The organism is Nocardioides panzhihuensis (genome assembly GCF_013408335.1).
Lineage (GTDB): Bacteria > Actinomycetota > Actinomycetes > Propionibacteriales > Nocardioidaceae > Nocardioides > Nocardioides panzhihuensis.
In genome coordinates this window covers 1-20,010 of record NZ_JACBZR010000002.1, presented here as the reverse complement: position 1 = coordinate 20,010, position 20,010 = coordinate 1, and the positions used below count along the sequence as shown (strand labels likewise).

22 protein-coding genes and 1 pseudogene are annotated in these 20,010 nt (G+C 68.2%); 16 read left to right on the top strand and 7 right to left on the bottom strand.

Annotated elements, in window-relative coordinates; all coding sequences use genetic code 11:
* Positions 1–36: 36 nt before the first annotated feature.
* From mbhE to BJ988_RS31610, 12 genes and pseudogenes are all read left to right on the top strand, one after another.
* Positions 37–2,775 carry a hydrogen gas-evolving membrane-bound hydrogenase subunit E gene (mbhE, locus tag BJ988_RS29125; protein ID WP_159901083.1) on the top strand — a complete coding sequence of 913 codons (2,739 nt, stop codon included), beginning with the start codon at positions 37–39 and terminating at the stop codon, positions 2,773–2,775.
* Positions 2,772–3,128 carry a sodium:proton antiporter gene (locus tag BJ988_RS29120; protein WP_179661762.1) on the top strand — a complete coding sequence of 119 codons (357 nt, stop codon included), beginning with the start codon at positions 2,772–2,774 and terminating at the stop codon, positions 3,126–3,128. The genes mbhE and BJ988_RS29120 overlap by 4 nt, the downstream gene beginning before the upstream one ends.
* Positions 3,125–4,699, top strand: a complete 1,575-nt coding sequence (locus BJ988_RS29115; protein ID WP_159901079.1) for a monovalent cation/H+ antiporter subunit D family protein — start codon at positions 3,125–3,127, stop codon at positions 4,697–4,699. The genes BJ988_RS29120 and BJ988_RS29115 overlap by 4 nt, the downstream gene beginning before the upstream one ends.
* Positions 4,696–5,079, top strand: a complete 384-nt coding sequence (locus BJ988_RS29110) for a Na+/H+ antiporter subunit E (RefSeq protein ID WP_159901077.1) — start codon at positions 4,696–4,698, stop codon at positions 5,077–5,079. Before BJ988_RS29115 ends, BJ988_RS29110 begins: the two co-directional genes overlap by 4 nt.
* Positions 5,080–5,084: 5 nt before the next feature.
* Complete coding sequence (locus BJ988_RS29105) at positions 5,085–5,357, top strand: MrpF/PhaF family protein (protein ID WP_211675446.1); 273 nt, start codon at positions 5,085–5,087, stop codon at positions 5,355–5,357.
* Entirely contained in the window at positions 5,354–5,680 is a 327-nt protein-coding gene (mnhG, locus tag BJ988_RS29100) for a monovalent cation/H(+) antiporter subunit G (RefSeq protein WP_068324857.1), read from the top strand. Before BJ988_RS29105 ends, mnhG begins: the two co-directional genes overlap by 4 nt.
* 193 nt (positions 5,681–5,873) lie before the next feature.
* The gene (locus BJ988_RS29095) at positions 5,874–6,071 is read left to right on the top strand and encodes a hypothetical protein (protein ID WP_179661761.1); all 198 of its coding nucleotides are present in this window, start codon (positions 5,874–5,876) and stop codon (positions 6,069–6,071) included.
* Positions 6,072–6,544: 473 nt separating this feature from the next.
* Complete coding sequence (locus BJ988_RS29090) at positions 6,545–6,841, top strand: hypothetical protein (RefSeq protein WP_159901075.1); 297 nt, start codon at positions 6,545–6,547, stop codon at positions 6,839–6,841.
* A 97-nt stretch (positions 6,842–6,938) separates the two neighbouring features.
* Positions 6,939–8,072 (top strand): hypothetical protein, encoded by a 1,134-nt coding sequence (locus BJ988_RS29085; RefSeq protein WP_179661760.1) that lies wholly within the window; start codon positions 6,939–6,941, stop codon positions 8,070–8,072.
* 211 nt (positions 8,073–8,283) lie between these two features.
* Entirely contained in the window at positions 8,284–8,592 is a 309-nt protein-coding gene (locus BJ988_RS29080; RefSeq protein ID WP_159901071.1) for a hypothetical protein, read from the top strand.
* Positions 8,593–8,698: 106 nt separating this feature from the next.
* The gene (locus BJ988_RS31615) at positions 8,699–9,508 is read left to right on the top strand and encodes a YqhA family protein (RefSeq protein WP_425490924.1); all 810 of its coding nucleotides are present in this window, start codon (positions 8,699–8,701) and stop codon (positions 9,506–9,508) included.
* Positions 9,502–9,693, top strand: a pseudogene (locus BJ988_RS31610) (transposase); the annotation flags it as partial. The gene BJ988_RS31615 and the pseudogene BJ988_RS31610, both read left to right, overlap by 7 nt.
* A gap of 527 nt (positions 9,694–10,220) precedes the next feature.
* On the opposite strand, the gene BJ988_RS29070 reads toward BJ988_RS31610, so the two are convergent.
* The 5 genes from BJ988_RS29070 to BJ988_RS29050 form a co-directional block, all read right to left on the bottom strand.
* Positions 10,221–11,225, bottom strand: a complete 1,005-nt coding sequence (locus tag BJ988_RS29070) for a TerC/Alx family metal homeostasis membrane protein (RefSeq protein ID WP_179661758.1) — start codon at positions 11,223–11,225, stop codon at positions 10,221–10,223.
* Positions 11,218–11,565: a hypothetical protein gene (locus BJ988_RS29065; protein WP_179661757.1), complete on the bottom strand. Its 348-nt coding sequence runs from the start codon at positions 11,563–11,565 to the stop codon at positions 11,218–11,220. Before BJ988_RS29065 ends, BJ988_RS29070 begins: the two co-directional genes overlap by 8 nt.
* 863 nt (positions 11,566–12,428) lie before the next feature.
* Positions 12,429–14,222: a hypothetical protein gene (locus BJ988_RS29060; RefSeq protein ID WP_179661756.1), complete on the bottom strand. Its 1,794-nt coding sequence runs from the start codon at positions 14,220–14,222 to the stop codon at positions 12,429–12,431.
* Positions 14,223–14,260: 38 nt separating this feature from the next.
* Positions 14,261–14,620 carry a helix-turn-helix domain-containing protein gene (locus BJ988_RS29055; protein ID WP_179661755.1) on the bottom strand — a complete coding sequence of 120 codons (360 nt, stop codon included), beginning with the start codon at positions 14,618–14,620 and terminating at the stop codon, positions 14,261–14,263.
* Between the two features lie 31 nt (positions 14,621–14,651).
* Positions 14,652–15,737 (bottom strand): tyrosine-type recombinase/integrase, encoded by a 1,086-nt coding sequence (locus BJ988_RS29050; protein WP_179661754.1) that lies wholly within the window; start codon positions 15,735–15,737, stop codon positions 14,652–14,654.
* A gap of 87 nt (positions 15,738–15,824) precedes the next feature.
* On the opposite strand from BJ988_RS29050, the gene BJ988_RS29045 reads away from it, so the two are divergent.
* The 4 genes from BJ988_RS29045 (at position 15,825) to BJ988_RS29030 (ending at position 19,334) form a co-directional block, all read left to right on the top strand.
* Positions 15,825–16,247, top strand: a complete 423-nt coding sequence (locus BJ988_RS29045) for a hypothetical protein (protein WP_179661753.1) — start codon at positions 15,825–15,827, stop codon at positions 16,245–16,247.
* Positions 16,248–16,685: 438 nt separating this feature from the next.
* Positions 16,686–17,138 carry a single-stranded DNA-binding protein gene (locus BJ988_RS29040; protein ID WP_179661752.1) on the top strand — a complete coding sequence of 151 codons (453 nt, stop codon included), beginning with the start codon at positions 16,686–16,688 and terminating at the stop codon, positions 17,136–17,138.
* A 384-nt stretch (positions 17,139–17,522) separates the two neighbouring features.
* On the top strand, positions 17,523–18,149 hold the full coding sequence (locus BJ988_RS29035; RefSeq protein ID WP_179661751.1) for a hypothetical protein: 627 nt from the start codon (positions 17,523–17,525) through the stop codon (positions 18,147–18,149).
* A gap of 207 nt (positions 18,150–18,356) precedes the next feature.
* Positions 18,357–19,334 (top strand): AbiTii domain-containing protein, encoded by a 978-nt coding sequence (locus tag BJ988_RS29030; protein WP_179661750.1) that lies wholly within the window; start codon positions 18,357–18,359, stop codon positions 19,332–19,334.
* Positions 19,335–19,376: 42 nt separating this feature from the next.
* On the opposite strand, the gene BJ988_RS29025 is transcribed toward BJ988_RS29030, so the two are convergent.
* Together BJ988_RS29025 and BJ988_RS29020 are read right to left on the bottom strand one after the other, a co-directional pair.
* A complete protein-coding gene (locus BJ988_RS29025; RefSeq protein ID WP_179661749.1) occupies positions 19,377–19,712 on the bottom strand; it encodes a YnfA family protein in 336 nt (111 codons plus the stop codon).
* Between the two features lie 12 nt (positions 19,713–19,724).
* The coding region (locus BJ988_RS29020) for a hypothetical protein (protein WP_179661748.1) at positions 19,725–20,010 on the bottom strand (286 nt) is incomplete at its 5' end.

Below are 20,010 nucleotides of genomic sequence, written 5' to 3'. Positions count from 1 at the left end.
GATGTCCGACGAGCGTCACGACCGGAGGAGGCCGACGTGCTGCTCGCCCTGAGCGCCTTGACGGTCTTGGCCGTCCTGGCTCCGCTCCTTGCCCGCTTGGGCTTGGGCCGGGAGCTCGGCTACGTGTTCGCCGCTGGTTTCGCGGGGGTCGCGATCCTGATCGCGTTCCACGTGCCGCAGATCCTTGACGGGGGCACGGTCGAGACCTCCATGGACTGGTTGCCGTCGTTGGGGGTCTCGTTCGCCCTGCGGCTCAACGGACTCTCGTCGCTGTTCGCGTTGATGGTGCTCGGCGTAGGCGCCTTGATCATGGCCTACTGCCCTCGCTACTTGAGCTCGCACGATCCCCATGGGGCCATCTACGGACTGCTCACGCTGTTCGCGGCCGCCATGCTGGGGCTGGTGCTTGCCGCCGATGTTGTGCTCCTCTTCGTGTTCTGGGAGGCCACCACCTACTGTTCCTTCCTGCTGCTCGGGCTGGCCGGGGGCCGGGCCACCCGGCCGGCCCGGCGGGCTCTGCTGATCACCGCAGCCGGCGGTCTGGCCCTGCTGGTAGCCGTGGTGCTCCTCACCGTGGTCACCGGGAGCACGGCAATCAGCGACATCCTGGCCGACCGCGAGGTGATCCTCGCGTCACCGCTGGCATTGCCGATCGGCGCCCTGATCGCGTTCGCCGCGTTTACCAAGTCGGCCCAGGTGCCGCTGCATTTCTGGCTACCCGGTGCGATGGTGGCGATGACCCCGGTCAGCGCCTTCCTGCATGCGGCGACGATGGTCAAGGCCGGTGTGTACCTGCTGATGCTGGTCTCGCCCATCTTCTCGGGCGTGCCCGCATGGTCGGCGCTCCTGGTCTCGATCGGATTGACCTCGGCGTTGTGGGGCGCCTTCATGGCCCTGCGCCAGCACGATCTGAAGGCCATCCTCGCCCACTCGACCGTCAGCCAGCTCGGGCTGCTGGTTGCCGCCATCGGCGTCGGCACCCCGATCGCTCTTGCCGCCGCCATGCTCCACACCATCGCCCACGCGCTGTTCAAGGCGACGTTGTTCATGCTCGTCGGAATCATCGACAAGGAGGCAGGTAGTCGCGACATCCGGGAGCTGTCCGGGCTGTGGCGGGTGATGCCGGTGACCGCGACGATGACAGCGCTGGCCGGACTCTCGATGGCCGGCATCGTGCCGATGCTCGGCTTCGTGAGCAAGGAATACCTCTTCCAAGGAATCTTCCAGGCCGACTTCGCCCCAGCGGCGGGGCTGGTCGCCGGCTCGATCGCAGTCGCCGCATCGGCGCTGACCACGGCCTACGGGCTGCGCATCGTCTACGGCGCTTTCGGCGGCAGCACTCACCAACCCGGCCTCTACGAGCCGTCGCCGGCGTTCCTGGCCCCAGCGGCGATCGCGGCGTTGGCCGGGTTGGTCCTGGGCGCCGGCATCGACTTGTTGAACCCGCTCGTGGCACGAGCCGGCGCCGATGTCGTGCCTGGCGAGCCATTGGGGGCGTTCCAGTTCTGGCACGGACTCAGTCCTGAGATCGTCATGTCCGTCATCGCATTCAGCTCTGGGCTGATGCTCTTCCTGCGTCGACACCAGGTGGACCGACTGCTCGACCGGGTCGTGGTTCCCGACGCCGGGGCAGCGTTCGACCGGGCCCACGCCGGACTGATTGCGTTCGGATACCGGGTCGGGCAGCCGGACCGCGCGGGCGGGACGATGAGCCACCTTGTCCGGCCCCTTGGTGGCGTCGTTTTTCTCGCGGCAGTCGGATTCGTGACGCTGCGCAACCTCCCGCCGGTGCGACCCGCCGACACGGTGGGTGACTGGGTGGTGGTCGGCTTGTTCGCTCTCGGCGTCGCGGCCGCAGTGGTCGCCCGTGACACCCTCGCGGCCGTTGCTGCGCTCGGGTTCGTCGGCTTGCTGATGGCGGCCCTGTTCGTGACCGCTGGCGCGCCGGACGTCGCGCTGACCCTCGTGCTGGTCGAGGTGTTGACCGCCGTCGTCGTGGTCTGGGTGCTGCGTCGGCTGCCGGCGCGATTGCCCACCGGGGACGGGCCGCGACTGCCGTGGTCGGTGCTGCTCGCGCTCGCCTGCGGGCTCGCCGCCGCATCGGCGACGTACGCCCTGACCGGGCGGCGAGGTCCGTCAACCGCCTCGTCGTTCTTTCTCGACAACGCCGAGGCGGCGACCGGAGGCACCAACGTGGTCAACACCATCCTGGTGGACTTCCGGGCGATGGACACCCTTGGCGAGGCAGTCGTTCTCGGCGCGGTCGCGCTCGGGCTGCTCGCTCTGCTCGGCTCCACCGCCGCAGATGATCACACCCCGGAGCCACCCGCCGACGCCGACCATCTCAGCGCCGCCGCATCGGTGTTCCTCCAAGTGAGCGCACGGCTGGTCGTGCCGGGCGCGGCGCTGGTGGCTGCCTACCTGCTCTACGTCGGCCACGACGCCCCCGGCGGAGGATTCATCGCCGCCCTCGTCGCAGGCGCCGCGGCCGCGACCCACCAGATCGCACACGGACGGCTACCGAGGTGGTCGCGACCTGAGCTGCTAGTCGGGAGTGGGATCTTGGTCTCCCTCGGCACCGGACTGCTGGCGAGCGCCAAGGGCGAGGCTGTGCTGGCGCCGTTCAAGCTGCCCGGACTGGACGCGGTCGGTGTCGGCTCGGCACTGCTGTTCGACATCGGTGTCATGCTCATGGTCCTCGGTATGCTGACGGCCGCCCTCGACCGCTTCGCGGCGCGCACCCACCGGCCCGAGTCGTCAAGGGTGCACCCGTGACCGCGGCGATCATCGTCGGCCTGCTGGTGGCCGGCGGGGTGTGGTTCCTCGCACAGCCCGGGCTCCTGCGCGTGATCCTCGGATTCGTGCTCCTGGGCCATGGCGTCAACGTGCTGTTGCTGGCGTCGGGTGGTCTCGATCGCCGCCGGGCGCCCTTCGTCGGCGATGGTGCCGGGGACCCCGCCGCCTTGGCGGACCCGCTGCCCCAGGCCTTCGTCCTGACCGCCGTGGTGATCACGTTCGGGGTCAGCGTCTATCTGCTGGCGATCCTGCGCGCGGAGTCCGTCGAAGACCCGGACGTGAGCGCAGCAGATGACATGGACGAGACGGACGAACCGAGGGCGGGCCGATGAGCCCGATGCTGCTGGCGCTGCCGGTCTTCGCTCCCTTGGCAGGCGTCGGAATGGTCTTGCTCCTGTCCCGACGCGGCGCGGGCTCGGCGGGTGCCCCGCCAAGGATCGCTCGAGCGGTCGGGTGGGGCGTCACGGTCGTTGTGCTGGTGGCGTCCATGGTGTTGCTGACCTCCGCCCTCGACGGGGACATAGCGACCCTGCGGCTCGGGGGCTGGCCGTCCGGCATCGCGATCGTGCTCGTCGCCGATGTCCTCGGCGCCCTCATGATGGCGGTCACGTCGCTGCTGGTGCTGCTGAGCCTCGTTTTCGCGACTGTGACAGGCGAGGACGACGGCCACTTCGTCGCGTTGGCCCTGGTGCTCTCCACCGGTGTGTACGGCGCGATGCTCACCGGCGACCTGTTCTCGTTGTTCGTGTTCGTCGAGGTGATGCTGGTTCCGAGCTACGTGCTCCTGATCCGATCCGGAGGGCGGCGTCGGCTGGCGGCCGGACAACGCTACGTCAGCGTCAACCTGCTCGCCTCCACCCTGTTCCTGGCTGGCGTCGGCCTGCTCTACGGCGTCACAGGCACCGTCGACCTCGGCGAGCTGGCAGGTGCTGCCCGCAACCCGGCGGCTGCGCTCGCGACCGCAGTGGTGCTGTTGGCCCTGGGGATCAAGGCCGCGATCGTGCCCCTGCACAGCTGGCTCCCGAGCAGCTACGCCGTAGCCGGCCCCGCCGTGGTCGTACTCTTCTCCGGTCTTCTCACCAAGGTTGGTGTCTATGCGCTGTTCCGGATCTATGCCGTCGTGTTCGACGGCGACCGACGCTGGTTGTGGATCTTCCTCGTCCTCGGGCTGCTCACCATGGTGGTCGGCGTCCTCGCTGCACTGGGGGAGCGCTCCGTTCGATCTGTGTTGACCTTTCACATGGTCAGCCAGATCGGCTACATGCTGCTCGGCCTGGGGTTGTTCACCACCGCCGGGTTGGCGGCCGGCATCTTCTTCCTCGTCCAGTACGTCCTGGTCAAGGCAGCGCTACTGATGTGCGCCGGCGCCATCGAGGTCCGCCACGGCACCGACGAGCTGCGTCTCTTGGGCGGAATCGGCCGCACGGAACCCGTGCTCGCGGGGGCATTCGGGATCTCCGCACTGGCACTGGTCGGTGTCCCGCCGCTCTCCGGCTTCGTCGCCAAGCTGAAACTCGTGCAGGCAGCCGTCGCCGAGCACCAGTACGCCGCAGTGGCAGCGGTGGCGGTCGTCAGCCTGCTCACCTTGGTCTCGATGCTGAAGTTGTGGAACGCCATCTTCACCCAGCCCGAGCCCCAGCCCGAGTCCCAGCCCGTGACGAGACCGGGTGCTGGACCGTCGACCGAAGCAACGATCATGGTGGTCCCGTCGCGCTCTGGTCCGATCCTGCCCCCGGCCGATGCGATCGCGTCGCGGCCGCTGCTGCTGGCCCCCGCGGTCGTCCTGGCCGGGGTGGCGGTGTCGCTCGGCCTCGCTGCGGAGCCGCTGCTCGTTGTCTGCGAGCGGGCGGCCGATGGTCTGGTCGACGTCGGAACGTATGTCGAGGCGGTGACCTCGCCATGACCGGGGCCCGTGCTCCTCGTCCTGTCCGCCTGGCTCTGTTCGTGGTGGTCTACGGGTGGCGCTACCTGAAGGCCAACGTGCAGGTCGCAGCGACCATCCTGACGGGCCGGCCGCGGCTCGCGCCGGCCCTGGTCGAGGTGCGGCTGCGGTGCCGGACCGACGCAGAGGTGGCCGCCTACATGGGCTTGATCACCCTGACTCCCGGCACTATGGCCGTCTCCCTCAGTCCTGACCGCACGCGGCTGATCGTGCACGGCATGCACGCCTCCGACACGACGGCATTTCGCGCAGACCTGGCGCGGCTCGAGGCGGAGCTGCTTGACGCCGTCCGCCGGCTGGAGCGGGGCGGCACGGCCCCCAACGGAATGGAAGAAGGGTGAGTGGCGTGGAGCCGTCTCTGGGCTCGGTGCTGGACCTTGCGCTGTTGGTGCTCGCAGGCACGCTCGTCGCGGCCATAGTGCGGATGGTGCGCGGCCCCACCGACGCCGACCGGGCACTGGCGGCCGACGTTGGCTTCGCGGTTCTCATCGCCGCCGTGGCGCTCCTGGCGGCGCGACTCGACGAGCCGACCCTCTACAGCCTCGTCATGGTGGCAACCCTGGCCGGATTTCTCACCACCGTCGCGCTTGCGCGGCTGGTCGATCGGCGTTCGCCGTGAGTGCCCAGGAGCTGGCCGCTGGAGTGCTGGTGCTCGTGGGCGTCGCGCTGTTCGCGAGCGCCGCGGTAGGACTGCTGTGGCTGCCCGACGTATACGCCCGAATCAACGCGGCCGCGAAGGCCGCCGGACTTGGCGTGGTCAGTGTGTTGCTCGGTGTCCTGATCCTCGACCCGAGTCCGGCCTCGGTGATCACTCTCAGCCTCGCGATCGTGCTACAGCTGCTCACCGTGCCTATTGCCGGCATCGCCATCGCCGAGGCGGCCTGGCTCTCGAGAGCCCCTCGGACACCAAGCACCCAGGACGAGCTCGAATCTCCACCCTGAAGGTCGTGCAGCCCGTGAGGGGCGAGTTGGTGGTCGACGAGCGAGTGGGCCAGCGCGGGAACTGACGTAGCCACGCTCGCGGACCCCGACTGATCAGCTCGGCGACCGGGTTCCATAACCGGGACGGGAGAGACCACTCCTGATCACCATCCGGGCAACGAGGCCCGGACCGACGACAACGGTGGTGATCAGCATGGACGACCTACTCATCCTCCTCGGACTGGCTCTCTGGCTCGGCCTCTGGGCGGCTCGTCAGCTCGGCTGGTGCGGTGTCAGGCGCGGGCAGGCGAGCGCAGCGGCACGGCGCAACCGGCGACACTCGTCCCACGGGTCCGTGCCCGAGGGTGGTTCCGACGGCCCGTACGTCGACGCGGCGGGGAGGCGTCCATGATGCTCCTCAGGCTGTCTGGTGCTGCGATGCCCGCGAGCGGCGACCCGTTCCACCCCCACGTGCGACTCCCTGTCTCGGGTGCCTGGTCGCGCACGGATGCTCGACGAGGTCGTACGTCATCTCCAGGCAGGGTGCTGCGTGCACGTGACCCTGACGATCCCGCACCGCGGACTGCTCTCGTTCGTGCGACGGCGCAGCACTGCCACGGCGGACAGCAACCTTCGCGACCGTCTCGAAGACCTCGCGGGGGTTGCGGGACCCGACGCGAGTCGCGTGACGGTGAGGTTCGAACACGAGCCGAGCGCGTTGAGGGGGGGCCTGGAGGGCTTGGGCATGGCGGCGCGGCATCGGAGGACCTGGACACCCGCGCTCGAACGAATGTGCGCTCGACACACTCCTGGCTCCGGCCGAGCCCCACCCCGCTGAAACGACGGCCCATCGGGGCGAATCGACGCTGCGAGGGCAGGCCCCACGTGCGCGCCGACGCAGGAATGCCACTGTCGTGGGACGTCGTCGATGAGCTCCACCGCTGGGTGTCCGTCGGCGATGAAGCCCACCTGGTGCTGACGGTGCCCCACTCCCCGGTCTCGCGCGACCCAGACCTCCACCTCCTGTGGGAACGACGCATGACACTCGACGTCGCCGACCGCGAAGGGGAGATTGCCCAGCTGTGGCCGGGAACCCCGCTCGTGCGGATCGACATCGTCAGGACCCACCCCACCGCGGGCCGCGTTCGAAGGGCACGCCGGTTCGCCCGGCGGACGCCATGACGGTCAGCGAGCGGCGTACCGCCGCAGTGCAAGGTCCGGAAGGAGAAGGATCATGATCCATAGTGACCGGCGCGGCGCCTCAGTCCACGCTCCCGATATGGAGGATTCGCCCCTCACCACGGTTGCCGACCACGTCGGCGGGGGCGGCCGAGCCATTCCCCGGGACCTCACACCGGAGGCTGCCGCGCATCTGACCGCGGCCGGTGGTTACCCCTGCATCTCCGTGCTGATGCCGACGACCCCGGCTGCACGGATGGCGATCGCGGACCGCGAACGCCTCGAAGGCCTGCTCCTCGACGCCGAGCGACGCCTCGACGACCAACCGTTGGGCGACCGCGAGGGGTTGATGTACGAACTGCGACGACAGGCCCGCATGGCCCAGGACTCGAGCACGCAGAACGCTCTCGCGCTCTTCGTCAGCCACAGCGTGTCGCGAGCCTGGACGCTTCCGGTGGCGGTCCACCAGAAGGTCGTGGTCGAGTCCACCTTCGCCACCCGTGACCTGCTCCGGGCGCTGCACCGGACCCCACCGCACCTGGTCCTACGCGTCGACGAATTCGGAGCTCGCGTGTACTGGGTTGCCGCACGCGTCACGCTGCTCGACACGATTGAGTGTCTCCCCGTAGGCAGTGCGCGGCTGGTGGCCTCGCCGAATCTCGAAAGGCCCTACCCGGGGTCGGGGCTCGGGCTCGGCGCGGAGAGCGAGGCCGACGACCGCAGCGACCTGCTCGCCCGGATCGACCCCTGGATGGCAGGCCTGCGAGCAGAGCGCCCGGCTCCGCTCGTCCTGGCCGGCGACGCGGTGCTCGTGAACGAGCTGAGGAGAAGTGCGCGGTGGCTGCATCGGCTCGCGGGGGCCGTCGTCGGCCCCACGGCCAACAAACCTGACCAGCTGTTCACAGCGACAGCGTTGTGTCTGGAGGACTACCTGCACCGACGGGGTCAGCAGACTCTGGAGACTCTGCGCGAGGCTGCCGTCAACGATCCCGAACAGGTAGTGGCCGGGCTGGACCAGTGCTGGACGGCCGTGGCAAGCCGGACCCCGGGCACCCTTGTCGTCGAGCAGGGCTACGTCCACCCTCGACCGCCCGGAGAAGGTGGGGGGCCTGTGTCCCACGACCTGATTGACGACCTCCTCGAGCACGCAATTCAAGCCGGCAACCTCATCGCCTTCGTCGACGACGCACAGCTGCATGAGTTCGGGGGAATCGCCCTCCTGAGGTCCAGGTGAATGGAGGCCGCAAGGGTGTTCGCCCGTCACGAACGCAGCGCACGAGGTGCGACACACGTGCGCCTACATCCGACATGCCACACGAACAGGAGGCCACGTGAGCGTCAGCCGATCGGGAGCTGATGGCAGTCACCCCACCGACCCCCGACGGCAGTCCACGGCACGCGAGGACTTCTCACCACTGGAACCATCTCGAGACATCGGATGGCTGTTGACCCTGCTGAGCGCAGTGGGAGCGCTGTGGTCCTCGTGGGGGCTGTTCCCCAACGATCCGGTGGGTAACGCCGCTGGGTATTGGGTCTCCGCCGCAACGACCATCGCCATCATCGGCACCATGTGGTTGCGCGCGACCGACGCCTCGTCGGCAGTAGCAGTCACGGCGCTAGCAGGTGGAACACTGCTACTCCTTGGCGCGCTTCGCGAGTACCCCACCTCCGTCACCGTCACCATGGTGGGCGGTGGCGCCGGCATCGTCGTGGGCGCGATCATGCAGGTTCGTCACGCCCCCGGAACGCGTTAAGCTCACGCAAGGCCCACGCATTGCTGATCGCCGGGGACAGCCCACCCGCCGCAGACGGAACGCCAGGGCCCACGAGACATCCGCACCCACTGATCAGCCGCCAGGCATGACCAACCTCCAGCCCTGCGGCGCGTCCTGGAATCGACGCAGTATCTGGCCATTTTCGCTTGAGCAGGCGGAAGGCCGTCCAGTTCATGGCAGCCGTGACCTTCGCACTGGCCCACGGGAGGACCCCTTGGTCTACCTCTTCGAGAGCATCGACACGGTCCTCGCCGGTGTTGTGCTGCTCCAAGTGGGCTTGGGATTGTGGGAGCTCTGTGTCGGCGACCTGGTTTTGCCGGAGAGTCTGGCAACCCACACCTTCGACGAACTAGAAGCCAAGGTCGCCGGAACTTTGGTGCTTGTGCTGGTGGTGCGCTTCCTGGAGGAACTCGTCCAGGACCCAGAGCCGCAACAGTTGCTCGGACGGCATCGCGGTCACTCTCGTCCGCGGGCTCCTAGTTCCTCTTCAGGCGCTGGCGCCACTGACCGGCGCCCACCGCCGTTCCACTGGAACTGTCCCGATGAGCGATGGGCTCGCGGAGCGACCCGGTGCGCGATCGTCACGCGGAGCGTGACCACAGCCGGATGGCTCACCGCGGTTGGGAACTCCCCGCACCGGGCGAACGCCAAGCACTGTCGGTGCTGTTGGCTGCTCGCCGCTTCGCGATCAATGCCTCCACCGAGGCCCAGCAGCAGGTCTTCAGCCTGGTCATCGCAGCACCCGAACCCATCCGAGTCAGGTTCCGCGGCCAGAAGCTTGCCGCGATACTCAACACCGCCGCGAACCTGCGCGTGCACGCCTCCTGGGATACCGAGACGACCAGCACGGTGGTGGCGCTGCGGACCTTGGCTCGTCGCGCGCACGCGATGTTGAAAGAGGCGCGCGAGTTGCAGAAGGCGATCGTGGCCATCATCCGCAGCTGGCGTCCTGATCTGCTCGAGGAGTTCGGCGTCGGACCGATCGTGGCCGCGACGGTGTTGTGCGCCTGGTCCCACCCCGGTCGGATCCGCTCCGAGGCGGCGTTCGCGATGCTTGCCGGCGTGGCACCGATCCCGGCGAATAGCGGCCAAGTCACCACCCGGTTTCGGCTCAACCGCTACGGCGACCGCCAGGCGTCAACAACGCACTGCACACCGTGGTCCAGAGCCGAATCCAGTATCAGCCAGCCACCCGCGACTACCTCGCCCGCCGCACCGCCGAAGGTAAGGCAGCCGAGATCAAACGCTGTCGTGCTCGCTACGTCGCCCGCGACTCTACCGTTTACTGGAAAGCGGAGCCGCCGCGGCTTGACGAAGCATAGGAGCGTCGCGCCACCCTCAACATGCGCCTCTAGAGCCGGCCGGGGGGATGGCAAGATGGGTGCGTGGCATCGGACTCTCGGATGGTGGCATTGGGCTTCGGTTCTCTTAGTGTCGAGACACGTGAGCCAGCGGGAACGACATCTTCGTGGTCGCCGTGCTCATCCCGACCTTCGCGCTCATCGTGGTGATCGTACTCGGGACCCTCTTCGGCGGCTTCTGAGCACAGACGCCACAGGACCCTCACGGCGGTGCCGTGAGGGTCCTGTCGTGTCGTGCGCGCTTGGTCAGCGGCCGGAGTGCTCTGAGTCCTTGTGGCCGCGCAGCGATCCGGCGTGGGCCACGGCGTCGGGGTCCTTGCGGGTCTTCGCGAGGCTGGCCACGGTCACGACCGTCAGCACGACGCCGATGAAGATCAGGCTCAGCGACGTCGAGATCTCGGGGACGTCCGTGGAGATGTCCACGTGCGCCCAGTGCAGGATCAGCTTCAGGCCGATGAACGCCAGGATCAGCGCCAGACCGGCGGACAGGTAGACCAGGCGGTCGAGCAGACCACGCACCAGGAAGAACAGCGCGCGCAGGCCGAGCAGGGCGAACGCGTTCGCCGTGAACACGATGTAGGGCTCTTGCGTCACGCCAAAGACCGCCGGGATGGAGTCGAGGGCGAAGAGCAGGTCGACGCTGCCGATGGCCAGCAGCACCACGAACATTGGCGTCACCATCCGTCGGCCGTCGACGCGAGTGATGATCTTGCCATCGATGAAGTCGTCGGTGACCGGCAGGAACCGGCGGGCGGCCTTGACCACCACGTTGTCCTCGACATCGGGGTCCTCGTCACGGTGTCGGTAGAGCTGGACCGCGGTGAAGATCAGCAGCAGACCGAACAGCAGGAACATGAACGAGAACAGCGAGATCAGCGCCGCGCCGAGCGCGATGAAGATGGCCCGCATGATCAGCGCCAGGATGATGCCGAACGTGAGCACCTTGTGCTGGTGCCGCTCGGGCACCGCGAACGTCGTCATGATGAGGACGAACACGAACAGGTTGTCGACCGAGAGGCTCTTCTCGACCAGGTAGCCAGCGAAGTACTCCGACCCCAGCTGGGTGCCGTAGGTCGACATGAACCACAGGCCGAACGCCAGCGCTATCACGACGTAGAACACCGACCACGCGGTGGCCTCGCGGAACCCGACCGCGTGCGGCTTGATCCATCCCAGCAGCAGGTCCAGGGCCAGCAGCCCCACGATGACGGCGACCGTCACCACCCAGACCGTCATGGTGATCTCAGCCACAGATACCCCGCCTATCGAAGTTCTCCATACCGGCAGCAGCGAGTGCCACCGCCGGTCGATTCACGAAATGTTGTTCGGCGGTGGCGCGGGAGCGAGCGATCAACGCCGCGGCTCCGGCGAACCGGTCGCCGTCGATCTCTCGCTGCCAGCGCTGCCAGTCCGGCTCGTGGCCGCGGTCGGACTTGCCGCGGGCCTTGATGATGTCGCTGATGGCCATGCACGCCACGGCACCTCCCCACATCGCCACGCCGACGAGCCCCACCGCTTCGCCGGCACTGAGGTCGTTGCCGTCATCGGCCAGCCACGAGTTGCGCAGCGATGCCGGAGCGCTAGTCGTCATCTCATACCTCCATCGGATCTGTCCACGATGAAGGTCTTCTCCAGCCGGGTTCTGGCTCCGCGCGCCGGGCGAGAGCCGGAATGACGACATCGCGGGTAAGGAGTACTCCCCTTCGAGGTGGACTGTAGCCGATCTCGCCGGGGATCGCCGAGTCCTGTGCCCACGAAACCGCCTCTTCTTACCTGAGGCGGACTGACCAGCCCCCACCTCAAGTAAGAAGAGTCTTTCACGGTCCGGGTGGGAACCTCACCCGTCAGGCAGGGAAGCTGGAGGGTCGAGGCCAGCCGGAGCGCCAGTGCCGAATACTGCAGCCGAGGCGGGCTCGGCGCCGGGGCGCCGCGGAGCTGGACTAACGAGACCGTCGAGCGGCGCGGGGGTACCTCCGCCGAGCTCGCCGCGGCCGGTGTTCCCGAGCCGGCGCGAGAGGCCAAGGTGACCGCCGATCACCTCAACGGCACCGGCCAGGCGGTGGCCGCCGCGCGAGGTCGTCCCAGTTGAGGAACCTCAAGCGGCTCGCACAGCAACTCAAAGCTGCGCTAGGTCGTCTCTGTCTCGCTAACCGGATGGGGATCCGCTTGCGGGACTTCTCCTCACCGCTCGAGCGACCGGCTGTCAAGAAACTCGTCTTGGGTTTCGGGGGGACGCTGTTTGACCTGCGCAAACGTCGCCCGGGTTGCTGCGTCCCCCCGCGGTTGAAAGACGTGGGGGGACGGATAGGGGGACGCTGAGGGGCCACGCTTCGGCCCATGTTCGAGTCCGACCGGTCCCGCGTGTTTGAATCGGCCACGTCACGGTCGCTTATCCGTGGCGTGAGGATGTTGCGACGACTGCTAGCTCGCGCCGCCCGGTTGCGACAGGCGTGGTCATGGTCGAGTGCCGGCCCGGTCTACGGTGGTCAGGTCGGGGTGCTCGATGGTCTTCAGGTAGCGGGTAGCGCCTTCGACGCTGAGGCCGAAGAGGTCGTAGATGCGGCGCACGTCGCCACCGGTGGCGTGGATCTCGTGCAGAATCCGGTCTTCGCGCAGAGCCCGCGGGCGGATGCGGCTGTCCTTCCAGGGGAAGGACGGGCCGGCGACGACGAGGCGCGGCGCGGTTCGTCGGTTGATGAGCAGGTGTGGGTTCGCGGTGTCCGGCCAGGTGCGGTTGCGGTGGTCGAGCCAGGCTGCGAGCCGGGTCCTGACGGGTGCGGCGAGCGGGATGTCGCGGCCGTCGAGGTGGAGCCGGCCGTCGACGATGTCGGTGAGTTGCAGCTCGCGGACCTGTTTGCCGGTCAGGCCGTGGAAGGCCACCAGCGCCACGGCGAGCGCGACAGCCGGGTTCGGCGAGTCCAGCTCGGCTCGGATCAGTGCGGGGTCCAGCGGCAGCGGGAGGTTCGTCGGCACGCGGGTCAGGTCGATGCCGCGCATCGGGTTTGCGAAGACGAGTCGGCGGCCCTTGAGGACCTTGAACAGCGACTTCAGGCCGATCTCCGCGAAGTGGCGTTGGCTGGTGCCGACGGGCAGGCAGGCGAGGGCGGCCAGGACGTCGTCCTTGCTGATCTCGGCGAACGACTGACGCCCGGCTTCGACCCAGGTCTGCACTACGGGCGCGAGCCCTTGGATGTGGATCTCGACGGTCTCGGGTTCGCGAGGCAGCTGGCGGGGTGCTTGCCGGGATCCGCCGAGCATGATCTGAAGCCACAGCTTGAGGTGCTCGCGCATGATGTCCGGAAGGGCTCCAATTGCGATGAACTTGGCGTTGAAGTACCGCTCGACCCGGGTTGGGACGTCCTCGATCAGGAGTCCGGCTTCCGCGAGGACGTCGAGGGTGGATGTGATGGTGCCGTCGTATCGACGCAACGCCACGACGTCACTGGCGCGGACCTTCGCAGTGGGCGTAGACCGCAGGATCTGCAGCAGGCGCAGGGACTGGATCACGGCATTGCGCTGCCTGACGCTCCAGCCATAGCGGCGGGCGTGGTCGGCGACGATGGCCGCGCAGTACCGGGTCAGTTCGCTGTCCTCGACCAAGAGGCGTTGGCGCAGCACTTCGGGATCGGGGTCCATGTTGAACAGGACCAGCTGTTCAAGCGCGTGCTCGTCGAACCGGGTGTCTGGCTTGTAGGGCAGCTGATTCTTGTTCTTCTGCGACCACCGGCCGTCCCAGCGGACGTAGTCGGGCAGCGGTGTCACGCGCCGCTTGAAGACCATGTTGGCGAAGAACAGCTGCTGGCTGTCGTTGTTCGCGCCGACCAGATCGGGGGCACGGGCGGGCCCCTGCTCGAGTCTGGCGTTCTCGAGGCACAGACGACAGGCTCCTCGGTCGCTGACGTGGCTGGCACGGCCGCAGTAGGCGCAGGTGCCCTTGGGGTAGTGGCTCTGCCACCAGCGGCACGACCAGCAGGTCCAGTTATGGCGGGGGTAGACGCCCCAGGCCAGGCAGCCCTTGCAGGACCCGATGTGCTCGGGGCTGCGGGGATGGCACCGGCTGCACAGTCCCTGACTGAAGTAGTCGGTGCTTGCCCTGCAATGGCCGCAGGGCGGCGGCGGGAACGGGCCGCCGGGCAGGCACTGGTAGCAGAAGTCGACCCTGGGGCTGGTCCACGCGACGCGGTTGCTCTGACAGGCGTTGCATTTGGGCGGCAGCCGCAACGCCGCGTTGGGTCCGGGCGCGGGCATGCGGTGCTCGTCGTCTCCGTGGTCGATGCGGGCGCGGGCTACATCGGCGGGGTCGAGCGGGGCTTGCCGAGCCGCGGCGTGACCGACGGTGTCGTGCCGCCGTTGCCGTTCGGATCGCCATTCCCGTTTCCGCCGTTGCCGTTGGCGGCGTCGGTGTTGCGGGGACGGCGCGCGGCGACCTTGTCCGGTTCGGGTGTCATCAGGTCGTTCGGGGTGCAGTCGAGCACGGCGCACAGCACGTCGAGTTCTTCGAGGCGCATCGTCGGCGGGGTCCCGGCCCACCAGGACGACATCTTGCCGGCGGAGATCTCGAGCCCGGCCTCTGCCAGCATCCTGCGCAGCTGCGCGGACTTCCAGATCCCTCGTTCCGCGGCCCGCAGCCGCAGGCTCCACTGCATCTGGATCCTCTCCTTCGGTTCGTCGGTCGGGTCAGTCGTTGCGAAGGCCCAGGCGGGCTTCAATGCGGTCGCTCGCGCTGTTCCACGCGCGTTCGATGTGGTCGCTGCGGACGTGAAGGTAGCCCGAAGTCGTTGCAAGCCACTGGTGTCCAAGGAGCTCTTGGAGCGCCTTGATGTCCATGCCGGCCGCGTACAGCGACGATGCGCAGTAGTGCCGGAGCACGTGTGGCGTCATCCGTCCCGACCAGGCGGGAAGCCACCGGTCGACCTGGATTCCGAGGGCGCGGCGCAGCGCGTTCGCGCCGACACGTCCGCACCGGTCGAGATCGCGGTCGAACCGCTCAGACGGCAGCAGCGGGGCGTCCATGTCGCCCCAATCCTCGCCGTACTGGGGGCGGACCTCGGCCAGCCACCAATCGAGGAGTTGGTTCGCGCCGTTGATCGCTGGCACCAGCCGTGGTTTGGGCCCGCGGCCGTGGGAGCCCTTGCCGTGGCGGACGTGGAGCTTGCCGAACTCGCCGAGGTCGGGGCGCCAGTCGCGGATGTCGAGCATGACGGTCTCGTTGATGCGCAGCCCGAGGCGGCGCCACAGCGAGGCCGCGAAGTAGTCGCGGGCGGCCGGCAGGTACTTGCGGGCATGCGGGACCGACCCGCGCCAGGCGGTGAACAACGAGTCGATCTCGTCATCCGAGGGCGGCACTCGGACCTTGCCCAGGGATGCCTCGGACTGGCGATTGAACTCATCGATCGGCTGCTCGACCAAGACGCCGGTCCCGCGGCGGATCGTGCCCTCGTAGCGGGCGATCACGAAGTCGTAGAAGCCCGCCAGCGCGCCGGCCTTGCCCGCACGGGTCGACACGCTGAGTCCCATCCGGCGCTGCTGGGCCAAGAAGTCGTCCGCGTCCGCGCAGGTGGCCTCCCACATTGGGGTCGACAGCGAGCGGGCGAACTCGATGACGATCGCCCGCGTCGAGCCGATGTGCCGGTCGGTCAGTCCCGCGGCGGACATCGCCAATGCGTACTGGTCGACGAGCTCCTGCTCGAAGTCGGCGACCGCCTGCGCACCTATCAGTGCCGGATCAGTAGCGCTGCCACCCAGCAGCGCCACCAAGCCCATCAGTCACCGACTTCAAGCGAGGCGATCATGCGTCGACACTACAACGAAACCGTCACTCAGGGTGACGTCTCTTCAATTCGGAGGCAGATGGGTGTCGAACCGGCACTACCTGCGCGAACTCAGAACCGAGCCCACAGACGTCCGATCGAACCTGAGCTCCTAGAGATTCCCGGCCACGACAGCATCACCCTCGTCGGCTGGACCGGGCACGACAACACCAACCCCACCCAGCCCGTCGACTACGTCGCCGGCCTGGAGCACGACAGCCAGATCTTCACCCCGTCCACGGCCTCCTGGCCCGTCGCCCTCCAGATCCGCAACACCTACGCCGGCACGATCGCCGCGCTCGTGCCCGTCTACGACTTCGACGGCCAGACCTGGACCCCGGTCCCGGGAACCATGGCCGGCGGGAACTACGCCACCGGGGACAGCCGCTTCAACGACTTGGTCAGCCAGCTGACCGGCCACGACTTCTACGGCGCCGTCGCCATCCACGACCGGATCGAGTAGCCACCACGTCGCACCGCCGGCCCCGAGGGGCCGGCGGTGGGGAGGGCTCCGCCCTCCCCACACCCCACCCGAACGGCACGACCCGCCGGGCCGACCTCACCAACACCAGCTCGTCGACCGGCGTACGCCGGGCAGCTCCACCCAAGGATCCAGACGCCCCCGGGGCCGACATCCGCCGGCCAAGGACACGGCCCTCCGGGCCGAGACAGCCTCACCGATCAAAAGCGTCTCGTTCCTTGCTCCCACAACGCCCAATCGTGATCGCTCGCTCCGCTGGTCAAGGGAAGCAGTGCCCGGCTCCGCCGGCCCTTGACCAGCTGCCGCTCGCGCGATCTTGGGCTGGTTGTTGGGAGCAAGGGACACGAGGGGTCACATCCCGAGGGTCACCTGGTCAGCTCTCCGTTTCCATCCATGCACCTCATCCAAGGGAGAAGAACCATGAACACGATCACCACCTTCGCCGGCAACCTCACCGAGGACCCGGAGCTGCGCTTCACCAACGGCGGCACCCCGGTCGCAAACCTCCGCGTCGCGGTCAACCGACGCGTCAAGCAGAACGACGAATGGGTGGACGCCACCCCAACGTTCCACAACGTCAAGGTCTGGGGAGCCCAGGGCGAGAACCTGGTCGAGAGCCTCACCCGAGGCGACCGCGTGCTCGTGCACGGCCAGGTCGAGACCGAGAGCTGGTCCGACAAGGAGACCGGTGAGAACCGCTACAAGGACGTCGTAGTCGTCTCCGACCGGTACGGCGAGATCGCCACCAGCCTCAAGTTCGCCACCGCCCGGGCCGAGAAGAACCGCGGCGGCAAGACCACCAACCCCGACGCGCCGGCGTACGCCGACAACGTCACCCAGCTCGGGCCCAGGCCCACCGAGCCCCCGTTCTGAGCGAACGGGAAAGACCCTGGGGGAGGGGCCGGCCAAGAGCCGGCCCCTCTTCTGGGCACCAACCCATCGACGAGCTCACCGCAATGAAATCGCAGTGCACCCCCGATGCAATCCGCCGGTCGTGCGGCACAGAAATGTCGGTGGCAGCACGCACAATCAGAACCAACTCCGTCTCACCCAGCAGGGGAGAGGCCTCGGACCGGAGGAACGACAACCCGTGATCTGCGAACCCTGCCAGCAGCCACACCAGCCTGAAGACTGCATCGACACCCAGGCCGGCCGCGAGTACTCCTGGCGACACTGCTTCTGCCAACACCGTCCCGTCGCCGGGTCGAACTCGGTGGCGCCCGAGGCCGGACACCCCGACTCATCGAGGGAGAGCGCATGAGCATGAACGCGCCGATCACCGCGACCCGGCTCCGCGAGCGTGCGAGAGCCGGGGTCACCGCCATGCATGGGTTCCGACGTACGGCACTCTTCTGGCTGCTCGTGCTGGCCTTCATGGGCGTGAGCTTTCCCCTCGGCGAGATGCTCATCGCCCTGGTGCGGATCTACAACTGGCCACTGGTGCCGGCAGCCGGGTCGATCGCCGAGCGAGTCGCCGCCGTCGTGCTCGGCCTCATCGTCGCGGTCGTAGGAACCAGCTGGTCCTACTTCACCGCCACCCTCCTAGAAGGTCTCATGCACAAGCGCGCCGAAGTGCTCCTCCTGGTGCGACCCGCCGGCGCGGCAACGGTGACGCTACGACCCATGGGACGGTGGACCAAAGCCACCTCGCTCGCCGGATGGCCCCGCGGCACCGGGCTCGGACGCGAGATCGCCGAGCACGCTCGAGCACACGCCTGGCGAGCCGGCCACCCGCTCGCCGCGTACGCCGTCGCCCCCATGGCCAGACGCTACGAAGCCGCCGGCATGATCGTCACCCGCCGCTGGCTCGGCGGCCTATGGTGCCGAGTCGAAGACCACCACGGACCCGCCAGCATCGGTAACGTCAACGAGCAATCAGCGTGATCCGGTCGCTGTCCACCAGGTGGCGGGAGCGCGTTTCGTGTCGCCGGTCGCAGCAGCCCGCGACGTAAGCACCCCAACGGCTCCATCGTCCGGTCGAGATCCCACATCCCGACCGGAAAGGGCTACGACATGCCCGAAATCCTTGCCGAGCTCCTCCCGCCGGTGCGCTCCCCGAAAGTGTCGGTGCGCCCAGGCAGACTGACCTCTGTGACAGATGCCCTGGAGACCGCCATCGGCAGCCTCTCCGCTCCGAACGTGCCCCTCCCAGACGCCCTGCGAGGTCTCTTGGTCGTGAGCCGCCGGATCGGCGCGGAGGAGCTGACCCTCTGGTTGGGCCGCGAGCTCCGCGGCTACTACACGCAAGGAGACGCGGCTGGCCCAGATCTGCCGGCGTATCGGAGCGGGGGATGGCCCATCAGGCTTGGGTTCGACGGGCCGTTTCGATCCAGCATCACCTCGGCGATCACCGAGGAGGGTCTTCCCGAGCAGCTCCGTGGCTTCTCGGACGGAGTCGGCCTCCGGGAGCCGATCGCTGAGCTCGAGGCCCTTGCCGCCGGCGAAGACGACCCCGAGTACCCGCTCCCCGCAGGGTGGATCGCGATCTTCCGCCAGGCGATGAGTCGTAATGAGGTGCGGCACCCAATCGGGTACGTCCTCAACCACGCCTCTGTCGTCCTCCCTCGTACGCACCTGCGAGGGGTTCTCGACCAGATCCGCACCACGGCGCTCGACCTCGCTCTCGGCATCGAGGACATCGCCCCGGACGCCGGCGAAACCGGCGGCCCGACCATCGCGAACGACCCACGTCTCTACAAAGAGGTCCACGTACAGATGACGAACATCTACTCCATCGGCGGCCCGGTCACCGTGGGCGACAACGCCACCGTCTCGACCGGCGACAACGCCACCATCGCGACAGGTGAGGGCGCGACTGCCGTCCGCGTTGCGCCGGGCGATGTCGCGGGGCTGCTCCAGGCTGCCCGCGAGCTCCTCAAGGATGAGGGCGTGATCGCCCTCCGGGAAGCGATCCAAGCCGATGGCGGGGAGCCGGCCGCCGCTACGAAGTCATTCCTCGACCGAGTGAAGGCCGGCAGCTACCTCCTGGCGAGCGGTATCACCACGAACGCGGCGTACGCCGGCCTGGTGGATCTGCTGCAGCAGACCTTCCCGAACATGGGCAGCTGAGCAGGGAGCCCCACCTGTCAACGCATCACGAAGCTGCCAAGATCAGCTGGCGCGTGGGGAGTACATGATGACGGCGACCCCGACCAGGCAGATGAGGGCGCCGGCGACGTCGTATCGGTCGGGTTTGAAACCGTCGAGTGCCATCCCCCAGGCGAGGGAGCCGGCGACGAACACGCCTCCGTAGGCGGCGAGAATGCGGCCGAAGTGGGCGTCGGGCTGGAGGGTGGCGACGAAGCCGTAGATGCCGAGTGCGATCACGCCGGCGCCGATCCAGACCAGGCCGCGGTGTTCGCGTACGCCCTGCCAGACCAGCCAGGCGCCGCCGATCTCAGCGACGGCAGCGACGACAAACAGGGCGATCGATCGAAGGCTGTCCACACGGCGATCTTGTCAGTGACCGGTGCGAGCATCCTGGACTGCACCCGAGGGGCGTGGGGAGATGCTCAGGTCGACGGGACCGTTGCTGGCGCATGGGTCTGGGCGCGCTGCCTTGCGGTGCCGAGCCCAGACGGCGAGCAGCGCACCGGCCAGGACGACGGCCCCGAAGGCAAGGCCAGCGAACGCGACCGTAGCGAGCGTTGCGGCCAGTCCGGCACCTGCGATGCCGAGCAGGGCGAGGAGCGGGGGTGCGCAGCAGATCGCGCAGGCTGCGGTCCCGGCCCCGATGAGGTGCCGG

What these genes read in the sequence shown, in the direction of transcription:
- BJ988_RS31615 (WP_425490924.1), top strand. Translation starts at nt 8,699, where the DNA reads ATGACCAACCTCCAGCCCTGCGGCGCGTCCTGGAATCGACGCAGTATC.
- BJ988_RS29040 (WP_179661752.1), top strand. Translation starts at nt 16,686, where the DNA reads ATGAACACGATCACCACCTTCGCCGGCAACCTCACCGAGGACCCGGAG.
- BJ988_RS29115 (WP_159901079.1), top strand. Translation starts at nt 3,125, where the DNA reads ATGAGCCCGATGCTGCTGGCGCTGCCGGTCTTCGCTCCCTTGGCAGGC.
- BJ988_RS29050 (WP_179661754.1), bottom strand. Translation starts at nt 15,737, where the DNA reads ATGGGCTTGGTGGCGCTGCTGGGTGGCAGCGCTACTGATCCGGCACTG.
- BJ988_RS29085 (WP_179661760.1), top strand. Translation starts at nt 6,939, where the DNA reads ATGGAGGATTCGCCCCTCACCACGGTTGCCGACCACGTCGGCGGGGGC.
- BJ988_RS29035 (WP_179661751.1), top strand. Translation starts at nt 17,523, where the DNA reads ATGAGCATGAACGCGCCGATCACCGCGACCCGGCTCCGCGAGCGTGCG.
- BJ988_RS29045 (WP_179661753.1), top strand. Translation starts at nt 15,825, where the DNA reads ATGGGTGTCGAACCGGCACTACCTGCGCGAACTCAGAACCGAGCCCAC.
- BJ988_RS29065 (WP_179661757.1), bottom strand. Translation starts at nt 11,565, where the DNA reads ATGACGACTAGCGCTCCGGCATCGCTGCGCAACTCGTGGCTGGCCGAT.
- BJ988_RS29060 (WP_179661756.1), bottom strand. Translation starts at nt 14,222, where the DNA reads ATGCCCGCGCCCGGACCCAACGCGGCGTTGCGGCTGCCGCCCAAATGC.
- BJ988_RS29095 (WP_179661761.1), top strand. Translation starts at nt 5,874, where the DNA reads ATGGACGACCTACTCATCCTCCTCGGACTGGCTCTCTGGCTCGGCCTC.
- BJ988_RS29110 (WP_159901077.1), top strand. Translation starts at nt 4,696, where the DNA reads ATGACCGGGGCCCGTGCTCCTCGTCCTGTCCGCCTGGCTCTGTTCGTG.
- BJ988_RS29055 (WP_179661755.1), bottom strand. Translation starts at nt 14,620, where the DNA reads ATGCAGTGGAGCCTGCGGCTGCGGGCCGCGGAACGAGGGATCTGGAAG.